The following is a 20,464-nucleotide window of genomic DNA, read 5'->3' as shown; positions in this document are numbered from 1 at the left end:
AAGTAATGAATGATGCTGGAGGATAAGAAATGGCAATAAATATGAGAACAGTAGAAGAGTGGATTGCAGAGTCAAACGCAAGGAATGAAGAGGACTTTGGAGAAATAGTCCAAGAGGTAAAGGAATTATGTGTTGCAATTGATAACGCTACTTTAATTTATCCGAAACATGTATTTTGTTTTGGAAAGAAAGCGGAAGTGTTCTTCTTTTTCCAAGACCATGTTGTCATCGGTCAGGCGCAAGAAGAATATATTCAAGTTGAAAAATTAAAGTATGAGAACATTACAGATATAAACTTAAAAACAAATGATAAAAATACAACATTAGATTTGAAATTCTCTAATGGAAAGTCTATTATGCTAGATAGTTTAAATGATAATTGCGGAGCAAAGAATTGGTTATTTGCAAGGCAGATTAAGAGTATCTTTAAAGTAATTTAATTATAAAAAAGCAGGCCTTATAAGGTCTGCTTTTTCTATTTTTTTCTTCCTACTATACAAAGGCATCCTTTTTCTTCGTAACATTGTACATGTTGAAATCCAGTTTCGCTAAAAAGAGCTACTAATTCTTCGGATGTTTTAAATTGTTGCATATGGTAATTCATTTTAAAGATTTCAGCTACAATCATAAAGGAGCTGTTTGGTTTTAAGACTCGAAAAATTTCTTTTATATCATTTTTTAAATCTGGCCAAAAATAATGAGTCTGAAAGGCTGTAATGAGGTCAAAAAAGTTATCATCGAATGGAATAGAAGATACACTTGCTCTATGAATCATAACTTTTCCATTCTTCACATCACTTCTATTGGAGTTTATCGAATTTTCTACTGCTTGTTCTGAATAATCAATGCCATATATTTTACCAGCAGGAGTCATTTTGGAAAGGGTATGTATCGTTTTACCGCCGCCACATCCAATATCTAATATGACTGCATCTTTACGTACATGTATTTTTTGCAAGGCCCAATTTGTTAATCTAGCATGTGCTCTATTCATAATGCATAGCATCGATGATCCAATAGAACCTCTAGGATTTTTAGCTTGTTCGATTAATTTTTGTAATACGCTCAACTGTATCTCTCCCTTTATAAAAATTTCCTAGATTTGTATATTCTCTTTAAACAGTTTATATTCCTTTAAAAAGATCCGCCCTTTGCTAGACGCATAGGGCGGATCTTTTTAATTATGCAAATATCCTTTAAGCCAAGTACGAGGACGATAAGGGCCAACTGGAATTTGAATGAGAGCCGTTTTTTGCGTCGTATCAACTTCATAAAGTTTGTCACATAAACTTGCATCAAAACCTAAGAGCGGATGTCCTCCCATATTTATAGCTGATGCTGCTAAGACGAGCTTTTGTACGAGCATTCCAGCTTCCATTTGTTGAATGCGATATCCCCTATAACCTAAATCATTTTTCGAATAATCTTTATTTCCCATTACATGTAAGCAGAGTGGTACTTGAAAGAGGTTAACATTGTCCATTGTCATACCGGATTGTAAAGGCTGGCGTAGATCCCCAGGTTGAATACTTTCTAATGTATGAGCCATGCTGTTATAAGAATAAGCACCATTTGGTAAACCTTCTACGTTATAAAAGCATCCGCAGAGTGAGACGCGTGTTTTATGATTGATATGTTTTCCGTCTAAATCATTTTGATAAGGAAAGGACAGGCTTGCTTCTTGAAGTAAAGTAGCGAGCTGTGTTTTATTTATTTTTTGTAAGACAAAGTCTAAATCAGGTGAATAGCGCTTTTGACAGACGGATGCAAAATCGTACGATAATCGCTGCACATTAGGGAGTTTGAAAGTTTGTTTAGGATGTGAAGGCGCCATCTCTTCTCGTACAGTTTGAAATTGATCTGTTGATTCTAGCATAGAAGCTGTGTTCATTTGTGTTATCATCGGATACTCCATAACATGTTTTGAACGAACAAAATGTTCATGTTGCAGGAGGGGGAGTTCTTGGGATAGTTCATGAGATGATATGTTTCTTTCTAAAGTACCCTCTTGGTAAAACCATTCTGCCGTAGGCTCCTTAGATAACGGAATAACCGCGTATACACTTTCTTCTTGCTCAGAGAGTCCGAGTAAGTGATTCATAGCCCGATCAAGAAATTGAAAATATACACCAGATGTATAGCCAAATTGTTTTGCAGTCTCTAGTAATTGACCAATGAGTACGCCAGCATCTAAGCCTTGAAGGCGATAAGAAAAATTATTATATTTAAAGAAATTTTTCCAAAACATAGTTGATACGAAAGTAGTGCCGAAACAAGCGGATATATCACAGCGGTTCCCAAGCGCCTGCGTCAAATAAGCGTCAAAATTTCCTTCTCGAAGCAAGATTAAACGATGATGCGCGACGTCATAATGGTAGATGCCATGCGGGATCGTTTCAATTCTTAAATATATATACAATTCATTGGGATACAAAGCCCCTCCTGAAGGAATAAACCGCCGATATATAGTCTGTGTTTTCTCTTGACCGAAATGGAGAGAGGATTGGCAAATTTGAGTCAGTCCGCATGTATACCAAAGAAAATGACCTATTTTTTCTAAAGTGGGCTCAGTAGGCACATTTTGATTTCGGAATGTTAATGGCACATCAAGAGAAAGAGGGACGATAGGTAAACCGCGATATAGTTTATAAGGAAGCGGTGCATCTTCCCAGTTAACATTCTCATTTTTAGGCATAATTTCATCGATAGAAAAATGTAAATTGTGTAGAAATGTTTCTAACTCCATAAAATTCCCTCCTTACAAGCGGATTACGGAAATGGGTGCGGATGCGGATTCAGATCTTCAAATGCGAGTGGATGAGCTTTGTAACCAAGTTCCATCGGTACATTCAGTACTCTTTGTAATCCTGAAGTGCGGGTAAGGTGGTGGCCAAATGTCATTGGTAGCATGCCAGGAATGAAGACTTTTACACAATGTAAGCCATTTTTTCGAATAGCAGGGTTGGTTTGATCCACAACGATTACATCAAGTCCTAAGTGAGAAAAACGATCTAGAAGGTGCTGAAGATCTACAGTTAAGTCGCTAGGATGAGAGGGAAGATGATTTATTTGGTCAAATGTTTGTAAAGGCCGGTCATTGTTTAATAGAAATTGAAGCCGCTCTTCTGCTTCTGGTAAACCGTATAGCATACTATGATCTTCCATTTGTGTGACAAGATATGGATCATGTAAACATTGTTCATATTTTTGCCGGTTTTCTTCAAATTTATCGTCCATTGTAAGTAACATGCCAGCTAGCTCATGAATCGCATTTTTCACAGCTCGCACTGGTTCCATATGAGCCCCGCCAGCACAGATGAGGTTCATGCCAGTTTGTTTTGTATTTTTTGCAATTGCCCACACACTCGGAATGCCATGTTCCATTGTTGCATCAAAAACATGTAAATCATAACCTGTAACTGTGCGCATTCGTTCGATCATCAACTGTAATTCTGTATCGCACGCAGAAGCTAAATCAAGACGAGAGAGTGGTAATTGAGCATACCAAGTTAGTAAAAAGGCATCGCGTTCTATTACTTCTAACATGCCATGAAAAATCGCTTCTTCTAAACTTCCTCCGATAGCGCAGCCGTTAGAAGTTTCATAGATAAATCCGTCTTTATGCCCTAAGCTGTAGTATGCAATTGATTCAGGTATTAAAAGGGGCCGGTTTTGTAATAGAGAGTAGCCCCATATCCAATCTTGCGGATCATCAGGATGAAATGGTTTGAAAGGGAAGTTAGGTTGCTGATAATGTTCACTCGTATGTACACCGAATGTAATAGGATTGATTGCTTTGTCTTCTAATTCATGGTAACTACCATGAATTTTTGTCCGTTTCCCGCGCGGAGCAATTCCGCAATATCGTTCCAACCCTTCTAAAACCGCTGTTGCTTCGCTAATGGTATAGGAATGTGTTCGGCCTGCAACCCCTTCATCGCCCATAAGTAAGGGCATATTTACAATGACGTCAGCGAATGGTAAATGGGAATTTTGCATTTTTCTGTTGAATAGTCCGGTTCGGTAATCTAAATAGTCTTTCGTTAAAAAAGTGTTTAAATTGTCTATGGAACGACAACGGTAGCTGTCATGGCTCGTTTTGAAGCAAGTTTGTAGTGATATATGAGCAGCTTCTTCGGTGTCATCAGGTAATGAACTACACATCGGGCATAGAGGATCAGGAAGAAATACATGGCGTGAGCATTGAAATGTTTGCATGTTACATAAAAGTATTTCTTCTTGTAAAGATGCATGCTGATTTGTTAATATTTTCTCCGTTTCTGCACATATAAGATGGCTCATTTGTAAAAGTCCGTTTTTGGTTGCGTATATATCCTTCTCTACATGATGATCGTTTTCCATTAAAAGTGTTCGCTGGAGCTCCCACATTTCTTTTCGATCATAGCCAGCGATGATTCGCCTTGCATCAGCGCAGTGGGAGCAGCCTGGTTGATCGGGCTGAACGTAAGGGCCAATCACACCTTCACCAAATGAAATAAAGCCTCTAAGCCAAGGGATATTAGCAAATTGAAATATTTCTTCTGCTTTATGATGAATAGAAGGAGGGTAACCGTCGTGTAATACGAGAGCAAGATGGATATTTTCAGGGACTGTTTCTTGAAGGGTGTGTTGACGAATAACCGAATAGGAAGTGGATAATTGTTGATCTACATAATCTGCGAGTAGACCGTTTCCTATAAGTAGTATGTTTGTATCCATCAGTTTTCCTCCTCCTTAATTAGCACGCCAACAACGCTGCCAAGCTCTTCTTGTAAAAAAGGTTCGATGGCTAAATCAAAGACGATAGGATGAAGATTATTTTCTGTTAAGTTTTGTAAAGCAAATTGTAAAGTTTCTAATTGAGGAACTTCTTCCTCGCTTTGTATTTCAACTCTAAATAAATCTGCGTTGTGCATGAAGACAGATGAATCAGATCGTACACAGGCGTTAGGAGGAAGTTGTTGGTTTTGTGCGTGCATTAGCGCGTGCTGTAATGATTTTCTTAGTGCTAACGTTATCGTTAAATCGCTACTACCATACCACTGATTATGCACGCGGGTCCAAACGACAGGGAAACCTAACACTTCTTCACCAATTCCGAATTCAGGTGTTTCATCGATTGTTGCGAGTGCCTGTAAATAAAATTGGCAGTGGGCATCGTTTAATTCGGTTAATTGCAAAGGAGAGATTTCTTCAGTTTGGCTGAATTGTCGCTCGCACAATATACTAGTTACATAATGTTGTAATCCGCGATACATACCTTCTAGCATGGTTTCGCCAGCTCCAATGCCCATACATTCATTTTGCTCAACCATTTGCGATACATATGTCTCAATTCCAGTTAAGCCAGCTTCTCGGCGAGCTTCATCATGAGTCAAACCTCCACAAATGATATCAGGCAGGAGTTCGGCGGGGCCTTTTGATAAAGGATTCGTTACTTGAATCCGGCATTGAGATAACGGTAATTGTGTTAGATCTTGTTCTTCCCATATGTGAAAGATTCCAGATTTATTTGAAGTTAATTGATCGAAAAAGTGAAATAGTTCATTCGAACGATGTTGATCAGTATGTTGACTGAGTACTTCGTCAAGGTTCTGAATGATTTCTACGTGCAAGCTGTCAGAGGTGATAAGTGGATGTTGAATGAAAGAATGCCATTCGCCTTCTAACGTTTCAGAATCTAGTAAAAAGAATTGATTCTGTTGTTCTCGCGTCGTAACGCCGGTAATGTGTTTGAACAACTCAAAAACAATGACATTTGCTAACATAGCTCCGGTAATTGGTGAAAAAGGCTCAAGTAGATCATCTTTTTGCAGAGCTGATTCATGGAGGCGTCGCCAAGCAGATTCCCAGCATACGTTACAATCTGAAGTAACGACAGGGCCCGCTAATCCTACTTGCTGTAAATAAAGAGCTGGAAGAAAGTTTTTCTTTTCTTCTCTACAAATCTCATGAAGCATTTTTAATTTTTCAATATTACCATTTTCTGATACATATAGAATCCAGTCGAATGGTTGGAAAACTTCTCGCAAAGACCAATCTACTGTTGTATCTACTTTTTGAACAAGCACATTTTGATCAGCCTCATGAGCTGTTTGTACAAGTTCAACAAGTCGCGCCTCATCTACTCTTGAAGAATCTGTAATCAGGCAATGGAACTCAGGTAATCCAGATTCGAGTAAAGAAGAAACTAATGAAGTAAAAAAGGAACCGGATCCGATTGCTAAAACGTTAGCTTGTCGATACATTTGAAATTGCAGGTGGCTAGATGAAGAAACATTATCTAAAAATTCGATTTGTGAAGCATACCTTTCAAGTACTGCTTTTTCTAATTGATGGGGAGCATCTTCGCTGACATCTCGAACAAAACCGTTTTGGTGCAAAATTTCTCCAATTTCAAATACCCTATTTTGATAGGGGAGAGGGAGGCCATTTGTTAATTCTTCAAGCGAGTGCTCCCCGTTAAACATAGGTATTAATTTTTCAATCCATTGATAGATTCCATCTCCTTGCATACGGAATGAACTGGAGTTGTTTCTAAAGTAGACACCCCCGTTTGGATCGGGAATGAAAAATGTATCCTTATTTATCTTTAACCTTGTGGAAGTCCGCAGATTCTGCATTTTATTCCTCCTTTACCAGTAAGTGCGTTTTAGGCACACATTATCAGTGTATGTACTTTGATTTGTCCCTTATGATAAGGTGAATTCTTTCTAGGCACTTTCCGCAGTAAATTAGGATAGGTATAAAAGTTAGAGAGTAGAAGAGGGGCTTGTATCCCGCATTAACGGACAGTAAGACCCCCACCTCAATATTCAGAGAGAAACGAGGAAGATAGGTGGGGGATAACTGTCCGTAAAAGCCCGATTGGTTCAACTAACCATCAGTGGGGGATGAAGAAAACCCCCACTGANNTTTCTTCATCCCCCACTGATGGAAGTTTCACTTTATAAGAAAAAGACTGCATGAAAGGATCGAATAATCGATTCTTTCATGCAGTCAGTATGATTTAGAAGATTGATCAACCTTCTAATAATAATGATTTTGGATCTTCAAGCATATCTTTAACAGCAACAAGGAAGCTAACTGCTTCTTTACCATCGACGATGCGGTGGTCGTAAGATAGAGCAATGTACATCATCGGACGGTTTTCCATACGCTCTGCATCAATTGCAACTGGTCTTACTTGAATTTTATGCATTCCAAGAATACCTACTTGTGGGCTGTTTAAGATTGGTGTTGACATAAGGGAGCCAAACACACCACCGTTTGTAATTGTAAATGTACCACCTTGTAGTTCTTTTAATGTAAGTTTGTTATCGCGTGCTTTTTTACCTAGTTCACGAATTTCACTTTCAATCTCAGCAAAGTTCAATTGGTTTGCATCGCGTACAACTGGAACAACTAAGCCATCTGGAGCTGCTACAGCGATTCCGATATCATAGAATTTTTTAATGATAAGCTCGTCACCTTGAATTTCAGCATTTAACAATGGGAATTGTTTTAACGCTGCAACAACTGCTTTTGTGAAGAATGACATAAAGCCAAGACGAACATCATGTTTTTTCTCAAATGCATCTTTACGCTCTTTACGTAATTCCATGATTGCAGTCATATCAACTTCGTTAAACGTTGTTAACATTGCAGATGTTTGTTGAACTTCTACAAGACGTTTTGCAATTGTTTGACGGCGGCGGGACATTTTTACGCGCTCAACTGGTTTTTCGAACTCAGTTGTTGCTGCTGGTTTTGGACTTGTTTTTTCTTGTTTAGGCTCTGCTTTTGGTGCAGCAGCATGTGCTTGTACATCGTGTGGTCTCACGCGGCCAAGTGGATCTGTGCTGCGTACGTCATTTAAGTCAATTCCTAATTCACGTGCCATTTTTCTAGCAGCAGGTGATGCGATAGGGCGATCTGTATTTGGAAGACCTTGTAAAGCAGTTGGTGCAGCACTTGGAGTCTCAGCTTTAGGTGCTTCAGTAGTTTCTTGTTTAGGTTGTTCTGTTGCTGCTGGAGCAGGTGTACTTACTGCAGCGCCATTTGCATCTAAAATAGCGATGATATCGCCAACTTCAACTGTATCTCCAGGCTCTCCTAGCAGTTTTGATACAATACCTGAATCTTCTGCAATGATTTCTACATTGACTTTATCAGTTTCAAGCTCAACAACGCTGCCACCTTTCTCAACTTTGTCGCCTACGTTGATAAGCCATTGTGAGATAGTTCCTTCTGAAATAGATTCTGCAAGCTCAGGTACTTTAATTTCGATCATTTTAAATGTCCTCCCCTTATTTGCCTAACGGTGTGTTTTTCTTCTTTTTTCTTCGGTAATCTCCATCTTTTCCAGCTTGATTGGGCAGAAATTCTTTACGACTAATTCGGTAAGGAACTCTGCCCAAATGAGCTAGAGTAAATCAGGATTGTTTTTAGTTACTATAAACTTCGATTTCTTGTTTGTCTTGACGGAAGTTATATTTTGTATCTAATGCGTGTGCAACGATCAATTCTTGTTCCGCTTTGTGTGCATGTGGATCGCCACCAGAAGGGCTTGAGCGGTCTGGGCGTCCAATATAACCTGTTTTTACTTTATCTCCAGCAAGTTCAAACAGAATTGGAGCCATGTAATGCCATGCACCCATATTTCTTGGCTCTTCTTGTACCCAAATGATTTCTTCTAAGTTTTTAAAGCGTTTTATAATAGATTGAACTTTTTCAGCAGGGAATGGGTACAATTGCTCAATGCGAACAATATGAACCTCATCTAAATTGTATTCATGTTTACCAGATTCAATTTCTGCTGCTAAGTCAATAGCCATTTTACCAGTTGTTAAAACAAGACGTTTTACTTTCGTTGGTTTTGTACCAAGGTTTTCTTGTTCTAACGCAGGTTGGAAGCGTCCTTCACTTAGTTTGTCACCTGTTGAAGTTGTAAGCGGGTGACGTAATAAGCTCTTTGGCGTCATAATAACTAATGGACGAACAGCTTCTGTACCAAGAATAGATGCTTGACGGCGCAAGATATGGAAGTATTGTGCCGCGCTTGTTAAGTTTGCAACAGTCCAGTTATTTTCTGCAGCTAGTTGTAAGAAACGTTCTGGACGTGCACTAGAGTGCTCTGGCCCTTGACCTTCATAACCATGAGGCAGAAGAAGAACTAGGCCTGATTTTTGACCCCATTTTGCTCTTCCTGCTGAAACATATTGATCAAATAATGCTTGTGCAGTATTTGAGAAGTCACCGTACTGCGCTTCCCACATAACTAAAGTTTCTGGAGCGAACACGTTATAGCCGTACTCATAACCGACAACAGCAGCTTCAGATAACGGACTGTTATGAACTGAGAAAGATGCATTGATATTTGGTAATCGGTGCAACGGTGAATATGTTTCGTTTGTTTCTGTATCATGCAGTACGATATGACGGTGTGCGAACGTACCACGCTGTGAATCTTGACCAGTTAAACGAATTGGCGTACCTTCTTGTAAAATAGAAGCGAATGCTAAAGATTCAGCAAGTGCCCATTCAATTTTACCGTTCTCTTCAAGAGCATCTTTACGGCGCTCAAGAATCTTTTTCACTTTCGGATATACGTTAAATCCTTCTGGCCAACTTAAAAGTCCTTCGTTAATTGCGCGAAGTGTTTCAAGTGGAAGACCAGTATCAATCGGCTGAATTCCTTTCGCGACAACGTCTGGAACTTTAACGTGAATTGCAGCATCACTTGTATCTGCTGGTGGTACTTGTGCATATTCAGCTTTTAACTCTTCTTGCATAAACTGTGTAATTGTTTCAACCTCATCTGCATTTAGAACGCCAGCAGCTTCTAATTGGCTCGCATATAACGCTCTTACAGTTGGATGGTTTTTAATTTTTTTATAAACTTGTGGTTGTGTAACTGCTGGGTCATCCATTTCGTTATGACCGTAACGACGGTAACCGATTAAATCGATTAAGAAGTCTTTTTTGAACAGTGTACGATATTGAATTGCAAGGTCAGCAGCAGCAAGACAAGCTTCTGGATCGTCAGCATTCACATGGACGATTGGAATATCGAAACCTTTTGCAAGATCGCTTGAATATTTTGTAGAGCGAGAATCATAGCTATCTGTTGTAAAGCCAACTGAGTTGTTTGCAATAATATGAATTGTTCCACCAGTTTGGTATGCATTCAGTCTGCTTAAGTTTAATGTTTCTGATACAATACCTTGCCCAGGGAATGCAGCGTCACCATGAACTAAAATTACGAATGATTTCGAAACATCTTGTTCAGGATGACCAGCTTTTTTACGATTCTCTTGAGCAGCACGTGCATAACCTTCAACAACTGGGTTAACAAACTCAAGGTGACTCGGGTTATTTGCTAATGTAACGCGTGTGCTAGCTTCTTCAGAACCGACAACTTGTTTTCTACCTAGATGGTATTTCACGTCACCTGTCCAACCAGTGTTTTTATTAATTAAATCTTCAGGGTTATCAGATTTAATTGTTGCATGTTTAAATTCAGCAAACATATGACTATATGGTTTTTCTAACACATGAGCGAGTACGCTAAGGCGACCGCGGTGAGCCATACCGATCATTACGTCATCTACGCCATTTTTAGCACCTTCTGAAATAATTTCATCAAGTACAGGTACAAGCATATCAACGCCTTCTATAGAGAAACGTTTTTGACCTACAAACGTTTTATGCAAAAATTGCTCGAAACCTTCAACTGCTGTTAAACGTTTTAAGAGAGCAGTTCGTTTTTTATTTGGTAGTGGTTGACGCAAGGAATTTGATTCCACCATTTGATGCAACCACGCACGTTCTTCACTATCTTGTATATGAGAAAATTCATAGGCTAAAGATTGTGTATAAACATCTTTTAATCTATTAATTACATCAAGAGCTGTGTGAATACCATTTGGTGCATCTGACCATACTATTTTTGCTGGAATCGCTTTCAAATCTTCATCGCTTAAGTCCCGCATTGCTTCATGAATAAGGGATTGTCCATCGGTAGGATCTTCCATCGGATTAATATGAGCAGATAGATGCCCGAATGAACGAATGCTTTCTACAACTTGCACCACTTTAAGAATTTTTTCAATGTTTCCTGTACTTTGAGGAGAAAAATTTGTTTCTTTGTTGTCCCCCGTTACGACATCATCTTGGAATGTAGGAGCTCCAAAAATTTCGAAAAGCTCTTGTAATTCCGGATCAACAGAACCTTCATTAGTCACGTAACGATCATACTGTTCAATAACATAGCCAAGGTTCGGACCATGGAATTTGGCCCAAGGGTTTGCCGCTGTATTCTTCCTCGTCATTTGTTTAAACCTCCCAATGCATATATTCCTTTTTTCGTGTGAAAAGGATGCATTTCACTCTTTTCATAATTGATGAACCGTTAATGATTGTAAATGTTATCTTTACTCTTATGTTATTACAATAATTTACATAATACCAAATGTTATTACTTATCCGTTTTGTAAAAAAACATTCACAATTACTTATCACCCAAGTTAATCTTTCATGTTATAAATTAAAAATAGGGAAAAAATAGGTGATTCCATCAAGTATATTAATCATTGGACAAGATTATCCAGATGAAAATATAAAGGTAATTGTTAGAATTTTTCGTCAAAAAAACCTTTGAATTATGTATATTAAAATAATAAGAGCTTTCAAGGATATTATACAACAATATAACGAAATATAGTATAAAAAATAAAAAATTATGAATTTAGCGTAAACTTTATTTCGGTAGTGTTAATTATTGAAAGAAAAAAAGAAAAATTTGCTTATAAATGATGATTAGGATTTGAAAATGGCTTATAAAACGTTAGTTTTTGCAAATATAGCAGAAAATAGCTTAAAAACGGTAGCTCATTTCATACAAATAGGAAGAAAATCTGTATATCTGAAAAAAATAACGTGCATATAGCTATATTAATTTTTAAAATTCGAGAAGAATTAATATAGCGAAATGTTTTAGTGCAAATTGAAAAAGACGTAAAACTGTTTTTAGGGTGAAGCTCATGTATAGAAGCGTTCGGACAACTTTCTGCTTATGATAAGTGAAAGCAAAGAGGGCTGGGCAGAAATAAGTAAGGAACCTAATACTGTATTTGTATTCATTCGTTATACTTTCCCACTTTGGTTATAAAAATAGTCGTGATAAAGAAGTTGTTCCAGTAGATACGGAATCTAAATTCGGAGCAGAGTGCAAAAGTTTTACTCAAATCATCTGTACTTTATGTAAAGGAAACTTGACGTAAAGTTACCTTTACATTTATACTCTGTGTAGGGAGGGAGAAAATTTCTTGGAAAATAAAATGGTAGAATACAGAAAAAAATTCGGTCTGTCTCAAGAAAAGTTAGCTGAAAAACTAGGTGTTTCTAGGCAAACGATTATTTCAATTGAAAAGGGGAAATATGATCCATCGCTTCCTTTAGCATTTGAAATTGCGAAAACCTTTAAGACGACTATTGAGAGTGTGTTTCTTTATGAAGGGAAAGAAAAATAATAAATAAAGGGGGAAGAAAGAGAATGAATTATTCACAGAAATACTTTTTCATAATGGGGATTCTCTTTTTAGGGATGAGTGGGTTTATGCTGATGTCAGGGATTATGACACATTCACCACCACCATTTCCAACGTATACATTAGCTGGAATGACAGTGATGTGTTTTTGTTTAAGTTATCTTCATCCGCAGTTTAAAGAAAAAGATGAAAGGATGAAGTTAATCCGTCAAAAAGGGATGTTTTATTCTTTCTTTGCGTTATTATTATATTTTATTGTTCTTTCAATTGGATTGAATTTGGAGATTATTACATTGACTGCTGCTGAGTTACTTAATATTTTAGCTTCGTTAACAATTAGTACAGTATTTCTTTCTTTTGTTGTTTTGTCCAAAAGATATTAAGTGAAAAATAAGCTTTAAGTAGTAGAAAGGAGAAAACATGCTATTTCTTTATGCGTTTGGTATAACGATTATTTTAATATTATTAATGTATTTATTTGTTCGTAAAGATATTACGAAAGATAATACGCTCACAAAGAGAGGTTTTTATAAGCTGATTGGATGTTTAGCCGTGATGCTTATTGGGGTTATTGTAATGATTGTTTTGGTAAGTAAGCAATTTTAATAGAAAGTAGAATGAAAACCCTATTTTTGATGGTTGTCAAAAAAGGGTTTTTTATTTTTTTCACTTATTCCCATCTTGAAATGTTTCTAGAAAGTGTATAGCGATTTTGGAAAGAGAACGATTTTTTAACCATATGACAGCAGAGTCCGATGTAATAGTAGAATCCTCTATATCTATTATTTTTACACCGTTTAATGGGAGTGCAACTAGAGTAGATTTTGGAAGGAGTGTAAATCCGACGCCGGATTTAACTAGTGATAGGAGCATAGCTGCATCAGGGCAATCACAAATGATATTTGGTTTTAGTCCATGTTGCTTAAAGCCATCTAGCACTTTTTCATAAAGTCCAAATCCTTTTATGCGTTGTAATAGCATAAGGGGAGCAGTGGCGAGTTCTTTCATCGAAATCGTTGTTCGCTTATCTGTTTTTTCATCAGGTATGACGACTACAAACTTATCTGTTGGTAAGGGGAAAAAAGAGAACTCTTCCATCTCTACAGGGAGTCGTACAACGGCAAGCTCAATCTCTCTGTTTTTAATCGATTCTGCAAGGCGAAATGAATCGCCTTCATATAAACGAAATGTTACAAGTGGGTACTTTTCACGAAATAAGCGAAGTCTTTCTGGTATATAAGAGAAACATGATTTGACAGATCCGATTGATAGAGTTCCCTTTAATCCGTTTCCGACTTCTTTCACTTCTGAAATTGTTTCATCAAATTGATATAAAATTTCCTGCGCTTTTTTGAATAAAACACTACCAGCTTCCGTGAGTTCTAGTTGTCTACCATTTCTTTCTAATAATAGAACACCAAGTTCTTGCTCAAGTAATTTCAGCTGCTGACTTAATGGTGGTTGTGCCATATGAAGCTTTTTTGCTGCACGTGTAATTTGTCCTTCTTGTGCAATCGTGAAGAAATAGCGAAGTTGTCTAATGTCCACACTACATTCCTCCAGTAGCTAAGTATATTTTTTTCGTATAGAACACCAATCTTTTTAGTGTTTTTCATCTATGATATCACATGATAGAGTAACACTGTAATGAATTTTCAGATAAGTTAGACTTTTTGAAGGTGATTTTGTTGCATGTTTTATAGTATGAAAAATGAAAAGGAGAGACGCTAGAATGACTAAATTTGAAGAAATGAAGAAAAAATTAAGAGGTTCTATCGCCCCGATTATTACACCATTTGATGAGAATGGTTCGATTGATTTTGAAACATTAGTAAATCTGATTAACTGGCATATAAAAAGTGGAAGTCACGGTATTTCAGTGACAGGAACAACTGGTGAACCTAGTTCATTAAAGATTGAGGAACGTGTGCAAGTAATGGAAGCTGCTGCAAAGGCAATTAACGGACGAGTACCTTTCGTACCGGGAACAGGATCGACTAATCATGAAGAAACATTGTACTTAACGAAGAAAGCGCAAGAAATTGGTGCGGATGCAGCACTTGTTATTGTTCCTTATTACAATAAACCATCGCAACATGCGCTTTATAAACATTTTAAAATTGTTGCAGATTCTGTTGATATTCCAATTATTATTTACAACATTCCGGGAAGAACAGCTGTAAATCTTCAAGTTGAAACGATCACTAAATTAAATAAGGATTGTCCAAATATTATTGGTGTAAAAGAGTCTAACAAAGACTTTGAACATATTAATCGTGTGCTATTAAACTGCGGAAGAGATTTTCTTTTATTCTCTGGTATCGAATTATTATGTTATCCGATGTTAGCAATTGGTGGGGCTGGACACATTAGTGCTACCGCTAACGTTGCTCCGAAGCAAGTCGCAGAAATATATGATGCTTGGAATGAAGGAGACGTAAAGAGAGCATTACATCTTCACTATGAGTTAATGCCATTAAATGATGTTCTATTTAAAGACACAAACCCTGCCCCTCTAAAAGCAGCACTCGGGATGATGGGGAAAATTAAACCTGTATTACGCTTACCAATGGATGTTCCAACGCAGGAATTACAAGATGAAATTCGTGAGGTGCTAAAACAGTACGTAGAACTGCCAGAAAGTATTGTATCTAGATAATGAATGAGAACATGTCCCCTTTAAAATTGGAATGGTTTTAAAGGGGACATCAGGAAAGAGGGGGAAAAGGATGCAGACGGAAGCAACTAATATTCAAAGATACAAAGCGCATGGAGAAGTGAAAAACATTGATTTGTATATTAACGGTGAATTTGTATCTGCACAATCAGGTTTAACATTTAAAAATATGAATCCATTTATGAATGAAATAATAAATAGAGTAGCAGAAGGCAGTGCTGTAGATATAAATTTGGCAGTTGCTGCAGCAAAACACGCGTTTGAAATCGGGCCTTGGGGCAAGATGAAAGTAGAAGAACGAATGAAGTATATAAACCGCATCGCAGATTTAATTGATGAAGAAATAGAAGAAATTGCATATTTAGAAGCATTAGATACAGGGCTTCCTATTAGTCAAACGAAAAAAATGACATCCCGAGCAGCTGAGAATTTCCGCTTTTATGCAAGGATGGTTCAAACGAAACTTCATGGGGAATCGTATCCGGTCGGCCAGGAGTTTATCAATTATACAATCTATAATTCATTAGGAGTTGTAGGGTTAATCACACCATGGAATGCCCCTTTTATGCTAGAAACATGGAAAGTAGCTCCAGCATTAGCTACTGGCAATACAGTTGTCTTAAAGCCTGCGGAACTTTCTCCTTTAACAGTTAACAAACTAGCGGAAATTATTGATAAAGCAGAAGTGCCAAAAGGGGTATTTAATGTGGTTCATGGTTTCGGGGAAACTGCTGGTGCAAGCCTTGTTTCACACAAAGATGTGAAAGCGATATCATTTACAGGTGAAACAACGACAGGTTCTATTATTATGAAAAATGCTGCTGATACTTTAAAGAAAACATCGATGGAACTCGGCGGAAAATCGCCTCTTATTGTCTTCGATGATGCTGACTTAGATCGTGCATTAGATGCAGCTGTTTGGGGGATTTTTTCATTTAATGGCGAACGTTGTACAGCAAATTCTCGGCTATTACTTCACAAAAATATAAAAGAACAATTTATCGAAAAGCTAAAGGAACGCGTGGGCTATATTACAATTGGTGACCCAATGGATCCGACAACAGAATTAGGACCTTTAATTGAGAAAGAGCATTTTCAAAAAGTGCAAGAGTACATTGAAATCGCAAAAGAAGAAGGATGCGAAGTTGTACAAGGGATCGTCCCTGAAGAGATGAAATCAGGAAACTTTGTACCGCCAACGTTATTACTGCATGCTAAAAACGAAATGAGAGTTTGCCAGGAAGAAATTTTTGGACCAGTTATGGCTGTTATTGAATTTGAAACGGAAGAAGAAGCGATTGCAATTGCAAATGACGTTAGATACGGGCTTGCTGGTTATGTTTGGACGAATGATATAAAGAGAGGTCATCGTCTAGCGCAATCGATTGAAGCAGGAATGTTATGGGTGAATGCTCAAAATGTTCGTGATCTCCGCATTCCATTTGGGGGCACGAAAGATAGTGGAATTGGGAGAGAAGGTGGTCACTATGCGATTTTTGAGTTTTATACAGAGCCAAAAGTCATTCACGTTGCAATTGGAGACCATCATATCCCGAAATTTGGAAGGAAGAAATAACCTTTATTAGAGCGTATAGGAATCTACTTTATTTTTAAGCTATATAAAGAATTTTGAAAGGGGAGAGTGAAATGCCAGCAAAAACGGGGAAAGAATATATTGAGAGAGTGGATCAAGCCGATGCGAATGTATGGGTTGATGGGAAGCGAGTAGAAGGAAAGATTTCAGAGCATCCGGCCTTTAAAGGCGTTATGAAAACACAATCGGAGTTATATGATATGCAGCATGATTCCGCTAAATCAGAGTATATGACCTATACTTCTCCAACAACAGGAGAGCGCGTAGGTACTTCGTTTCTACAGCCACGAACGAAAGAAGACCTGCAAACACGCCGGAAGATGATACAAGAATGGGCGAAGTATAACGGAGGCATGATGGGGCGTTCTCCGGACTATATTAATGCAGGTATGATGGCCTATGGTTCTGCTTCTGAAATGTTTGGGAAGCAGGATGCCTTTTATGCAAAAAATATGGCGGAGTACTATGAATATTGTAGGGAGAACGATCTATCTTTAACACATACATTAATTCAGCCACAGGTGAACCGTGCTGTAAATGCTGCGCAATTACCAGATCCTTATATTGCAGCGCGTATTGCCGGGAAAACTTCTGAAGGTGTAATCATTCGAGGCGCACGTTTATTGGCAACACAAGGCGGAATTACAGATGAGATTATGGTGTTTCCTTCTACTCTTTTAAAGCAATCAGAAGAGGAAAATCCATATGCATATGCCTTTTCGATTCCAAACAATACACCGGGATTAAAATTTATTTGCCGGGAATCGTTTGATTATGGCAAATCTCATTTTGATCACCCGCTTGGGTCACGTTTTGAAGAAATGGATACAATTGTTGTATTTGATGATGTAGTAGTACCTTGGAATCGCGTGTTCGCATTAGGAGATGTTGGTGTTTGTAATCAAGCCTACAATGAGAGTAATGCAGTTGTTCATATGACGCACCAAGTTGTCTCAAAAAATGTAGCAAAAACTGAATTTGTATTAGGAATCCTTCAATTAATGGTAGAGACCATTAACATTAGTCAATTTCAGCATGTACAAGAAAAGATGTCAGAAGTCATTATGGCGCTAGAGACTGTGAAAGCATATGTTGCGGCGGCAGAAGCAAATGCCAAAATGGATAAGTGGGGAATTATGACACCAGACTTTACACCATTAAATGTTGCTCGTCATTACTATCCGAAAATTTACCCGAGATTTAGTGAAATTATGCAATTACTCGGAGCAAGTGGCTTAATGGCAATCCCATCAGAGACGGATTTTAACTCTGATTTACGTCCGGATTTAGATAAATATTTACAATCGGCAAATGGTGATGCTTATAACCGTGTGAAATTGTATCGCCTTGCTTGGGATGTATGTATGAGTGCATTTGGCTCAAGACAAACATTGTATGAGCGCTTCTTTTTTGGAGATCCAGTTCGCATGGCGAGTGCGTTATATAACGGCTACGATAAACAAGAGTATGTAGACCGTGTAAAAGAGTTTTTAAGTCGCTCGGAACAATTAATAGAAAAAGCATAAAGGTATGTGAAAAGAAACTTGGAGGTGTAACGAATGGATTTTAACATTATTCGAATTGCAAGAACGGTATTGAATGTAAAGGATTTAGAGCGTTCGAGAGAATTTTATGTAAACGCTTTAGGGTTTATCGAAACAGAATGTGATGAAGAACATATTTATTTAAGAGGATTAGAAGAGCATGTTCATCACAGCTTAGTATTAAAAAAATCAGAGGAACTAGGTGTTCACGCACTCGGTTATAAAGTGAAAAGTGAAGAGGATTTAGATAAATTAGCAGCATTCTTTCAATCAAAAGGACTGAAAACGAAGTGGAAAGAGGAAGGGACGCAGTATGCATTAGGAAGAGCATTGCATGTGCATGATATATCAGGTATGCCGCTTGAGTTCTTCTGTAAGATGACAGGCGCTGAGCGAATGATACAGCGCTATGATAAATATAAAGGAGCAAGAGTTCAACGAATCGATCATGTCAACTGTGCGGTTCCAGATGTGGAAAAAGCGTATAACTTCTTCGTAAATGAACTTGGATTTGCATGTTCAGAATATACGGCAACAGAAGATGATCGTGTATGGGCAGCTTGGCTTCATCGGAAACAAACCGTGCACGATCAAGCATTTATGAATGGAGAAGGACCTCGTCTTCATCATATTGGATTTTGGCTACCGGACCCATTAGCGCTTATTCATTGTTGTGATGTACTCGCATCTCTTGGTTATGGCGAAAATATTGAGAGGGGACCTGGTCGTCACGGATTATCCAATGCATTTTTCTTGTATTTAAGAGATCCAGATGGGTATCGAATTGAGCTTTATAATGGGGATTATTTAACGAGTGATCCAGATTTTAATCCAGTACGCTGGGATTTAAATGATCCGAGGCGCCAAACATTCTGGGGACATAAAGCACCGGATAGCTGGTTCAATGAAACATCACCATTTTTAGATATTGAAACGGGAGAAAAAATACAGGAAGAGAATCCTACGTTAGAACAAAGAAAACCAGATTTTGTTTTGTAGATGGCTATTAGATAAATGAAGGGAACCTTTAGGTGGGAAAGAGTATCCGATTATACATAGAATCGGTCAACTTCTTTTCCTGCCTGGTGAAAAGAGAAAATAAGTAGAGTTCACTTTTTATTTTTCATTGCAGCTACATATATAGTAGAACATCAAAATAGATTTGTATTTTTTTGAAAGAGTAAATAGTTTCATAAAAAGGGGTAGGTGAGTTGATAAGGTGAAGACGGTTTATATTCAACACCCAATTTCGAAAACGGTAAGAGATGAAACTGAAGAATGCGTGTTGGCACTTGGTTTCTTTGATGGCGTGCATATTGGTCATAAACAGTTAATTCAAACAGCAAAAGAGATTGCAAGGCAGAAAAAGATGACACTTGCTGTAATGACGTTTTATCCGCATCCAAGGGATATTGTTCATTCTACTCAAAATCCAATGAAATATTTAACGCCGCTAACAGTGAAAGAAGAACGTTTTAAAAATATGGGTGTTGAAAAATTAATCGTGGTGAAATTTGATTCGGCTTTTGCTCGTCTATCCTATGAAGAGTTTGTCAAAACATATATTATCGGGTTTCGATGTAGACATGTTATAGCTGGTTTTGACTACCATTACGGATACATGGGGCAAGGTAACATGCAGTTACTTAAGGAACAAGGGAGAAACCAGTTTGCTGTTACAACGATTCCAAAAATAGAACATGATCATGAAAAGATTAGTTCAACTGCCATCCGGAATCTTCTTAAAGTAGGATTGGTACATGCCGTCCCGAAGTACCTTGATGATTATTATGAAGTGCGAGGAAAAGTAGAAAAATCATCATCTTTTTATGAAACGTATCAGTTTTTGGAAATTTTAGTAGATAAAGATTATATGCTCCCGGCATCTGGTGTTTATCGCATTGAAGTGGAAATAGAGAACGATATATATGAGGGAGTTTGTCAGCAAGTATCGCAGCAAGGTGATAGACAAGCTCTTCTTATTCAATTATCTAATTGCACCGTACAAACATGTGGGAAACGACTGAAAGTAAGGTGGATACAATATATATTTGAGAAACAAAATGTGTATGAGATGAGCCGATATTTTGTAGGAGATGAATTAGCGATGTAATCAAAT

At 37.7% G+C, this 20,464-nt stretch carries 16 protein-coding genes; 9 read left to right on the top strand and 7 right to left on the bottom strand.

The window, feature by feature from the left end; genetic code table 11:
- Positions 1-29: 29 nt before the first annotated feature.
- A complete protein-coding gene (locus CN373_RS11510) occupies positions 30-440 on the top strand; it encodes a DUF3908 family protein (protein ID WP_000996811.1) in 411 nt (136 codons plus the stop codon).
- Between the two features lie 35 nt (positions 441-475).
- On the opposite strand, the gene CN373_RS11505 is transcribed toward CN373_RS11510, so the two are convergent.
- The 6 genes from CN373_RS11505 to CN373_RS11480 all read right to left on the bottom strand — a co-directional run bounded on the left by CN373_RS11505 (position 476) and on the right by CN373_RS11480 (position 11,312).
- Positions 476-1,069 (bottom strand): class I SAM-dependent methyltransferase, encoded by a 594-nt coding sequence (locus tag CN373_RS11505; protein ID WP_098359391.1) that lies wholly within the window; start codon positions 1,067-1,069, stop codon positions 476-478.
- Between the two features lie 108 nt (positions 1,070-1,177).
- The gene (locus CN373_RS11500; RefSeq protein ID WP_098359390.1) at positions 1,178-2,746 is read right to left on the bottom strand and encodes a SagB family peptide dehydrogenase; all 1,569 of its coding nucleotides are present in this window, start codon (positions 2,744-2,746) and stop codon (positions 1,178-1,180) included.
- Positions 2,747-2,769: 23 nt separating this feature from the next.
- Positions 2,770-4,719, bottom strand: a complete 1,950-nt coding sequence (locus CN373_RS11495) for a TOMM precursor leader peptide-binding protein (RefSeq protein WP_098359389.1) — start codon at positions 4,717-4,719, stop codon at positions 2,770-2,772.
- A complete protein-coding gene (locus CN373_RS11490; RefSeq protein ID WP_098359388.1) occupies positions 4,719-6,623 on the bottom strand; it encodes a putative thiazole-containing bacteriocin maturation protein in 1,905 nt (634 codons plus the stop codon). The genes CN373_RS11495 and CN373_RS11490 overlap by 1 nt, the downstream gene beginning before the upstream one ends.
- Positions 6,624-7,021: 398 nt before the next feature.
- Complete coding sequence (gene odhB, locus CN373_RS11485; RefSeq protein WP_000569889.1) at positions 7,022-8,272, bottom strand: 2-oxoglutarate dehydrogenase complex dihydrolipoyllysine-residue succinyltransferase; 1,251 nt, start codon at positions 8,270-8,272, stop codon at positions 7,022-7,024.
- Positions 8,273-8,426: 154 nt separating this feature from the next.
- Complete coding sequence (locus CN373_RS11480) at positions 8,427-11,312, bottom strand: 2-oxoglutarate dehydrogenase E1 component (protein WP_098359387.1); 2,886 nt, start codon at positions 11,310-11,312, stop codon at positions 8,427-8,429.
- A gap of 996 nt (positions 11,313-12,308) precedes the next feature.
- On the opposite strand from CN373_RS11480, the gene CN373_RS11475 reads away from it, so the two are divergent.
- From CN373_RS11475 to CN373_RS11465, 3 genes are read left to right on the top strand one after another with little or no spacing between them, the layout of a single operon-like run.
- Entirely contained in the window at positions 12,309-12,512 is a 204-nt protein-coding gene (locus CN373_RS11475; protein WP_000428502.1) for a helix-turn-helix transcriptional regulator, read from the top strand.
- A 23-nt stretch (positions 12,513-12,535) separates the two neighbouring features.
- Complete coding sequence (locus CN373_RS11470) at positions 12,536-12,913, top strand: hypothetical protein (RefSeq protein WP_001109887.1); 378 nt, start codon at positions 12,536-12,538, stop codon at positions 12,911-12,913.
- A 37-nt stretch (positions 12,914-12,950) separates the two neighbouring features.
- Complete coding sequence (locus CN373_RS11465; protein WP_098359386.1) at positions 12,951-13,136, top strand: DUF3976 domain-containing protein; 186 nt, start codon at positions 12,951-12,953, stop codon at positions 13,134-13,136.
- Positions 13,137-13,196: 60 nt separating this feature from the next.
- Here CN373_RS11465 and CN373_RS11460 read toward each other — a convergent pair whose 3' ends face one another.
- On the bottom strand, positions 13,197-14,078 hold the full coding sequence (locus CN373_RS11460; RefSeq protein WP_000354832.1) for a LysR family transcriptional regulator: 882 nt from the start codon (positions 14,076-14,078) through the stop codon (positions 13,197-13,199).
- A 184-nt stretch (positions 14,079-14,262) separates the two neighbouring features.
- Here CN373_RS11460 and hpaI point away from each other — a divergent pair, with 184 nt between their 5' ends.
- The 5 genes from hpaI to CN373_RS11435 all read left to right on the top strand — a co-directional run bounded on the left by hpaI (position 14,263) and on the right by CN373_RS11435 (position 20,458).
- Positions 14,263-15,189, top strand: coding sequence for a 2,4-dihydroxyhept-2-ene-1,7-dioic acid aldolase (gene hpaI, locus CN373_RS11455; protein ID WP_000159933.1), 927 nt, complete (start codon positions 14,263-14,265; stop codon positions 15,187-15,189).
- A gap of 70 nt (positions 15,190-15,259) precedes the next feature.
- Complete coding sequence (gene hpaE, locus CN373_RS11450) at positions 15,260-16,783, top strand: 5-carboxymethyl-2-hydroxymuconate semialdehyde dehydrogenase (RefSeq protein ID WP_098359385.1); 1,524 nt, start codon at positions 15,260-15,262, stop codon at positions 16,781-16,783.
- 71 nt (positions 16,784-16,854) lie between these two features.
- On the top strand, positions 16,855-18,327 hold the full coding sequence (gene hpaB / locus CN373_RS11445; protein ID WP_001111014.1) for a 4-hydroxyphenylacetate 3-monooxygenase, oxygenase component: 1,473 nt from the start codon (positions 16,855-16,857) through the stop codon (positions 18,325-18,327).
- Positions 18,328-18,360: 33 nt separating this feature from the next.
- A complete protein-coding gene (gene hpaD, locus CN373_RS11440; RefSeq protein WP_000347050.1) occupies positions 18,361-19,344 on the top strand; it encodes a 3,4-dihydroxyphenylacetate 2,3-dioxygenase in 984 nt (327 codons plus the stop codon).
- A 220-nt stretch (positions 19,345-19,564) separates the two neighbouring features.
- Positions 19,565-20,458 carry an adenylyltransferase/cytidyltransferase family protein gene (locus CN373_RS11435; RefSeq protein WP_000860392.1) on the top strand — a complete coding sequence of 298 codons (894 nt, stop codon included), beginning with the start codon at positions 19,565-19,567 and terminating at the stop codon, positions 20,456-20,458.
- Positions 20,459-20,464: the final 6 nt, after the last annotated feature.

It is taken from the genome of Bacillus cereus (assembly GCF_002561295.1).
Classification (GTDB): Bacteria; Bacillota; Bacilli; order Bacillales; family Bacillaceae_G; genus Bacillus_A; species Bacillus_A cereus_S.
The sequence above is the reverse complement of the archived record's forward strand: the minus strand, read 5'-3'. Positions and strand labels throughout refer to the sequence as shown.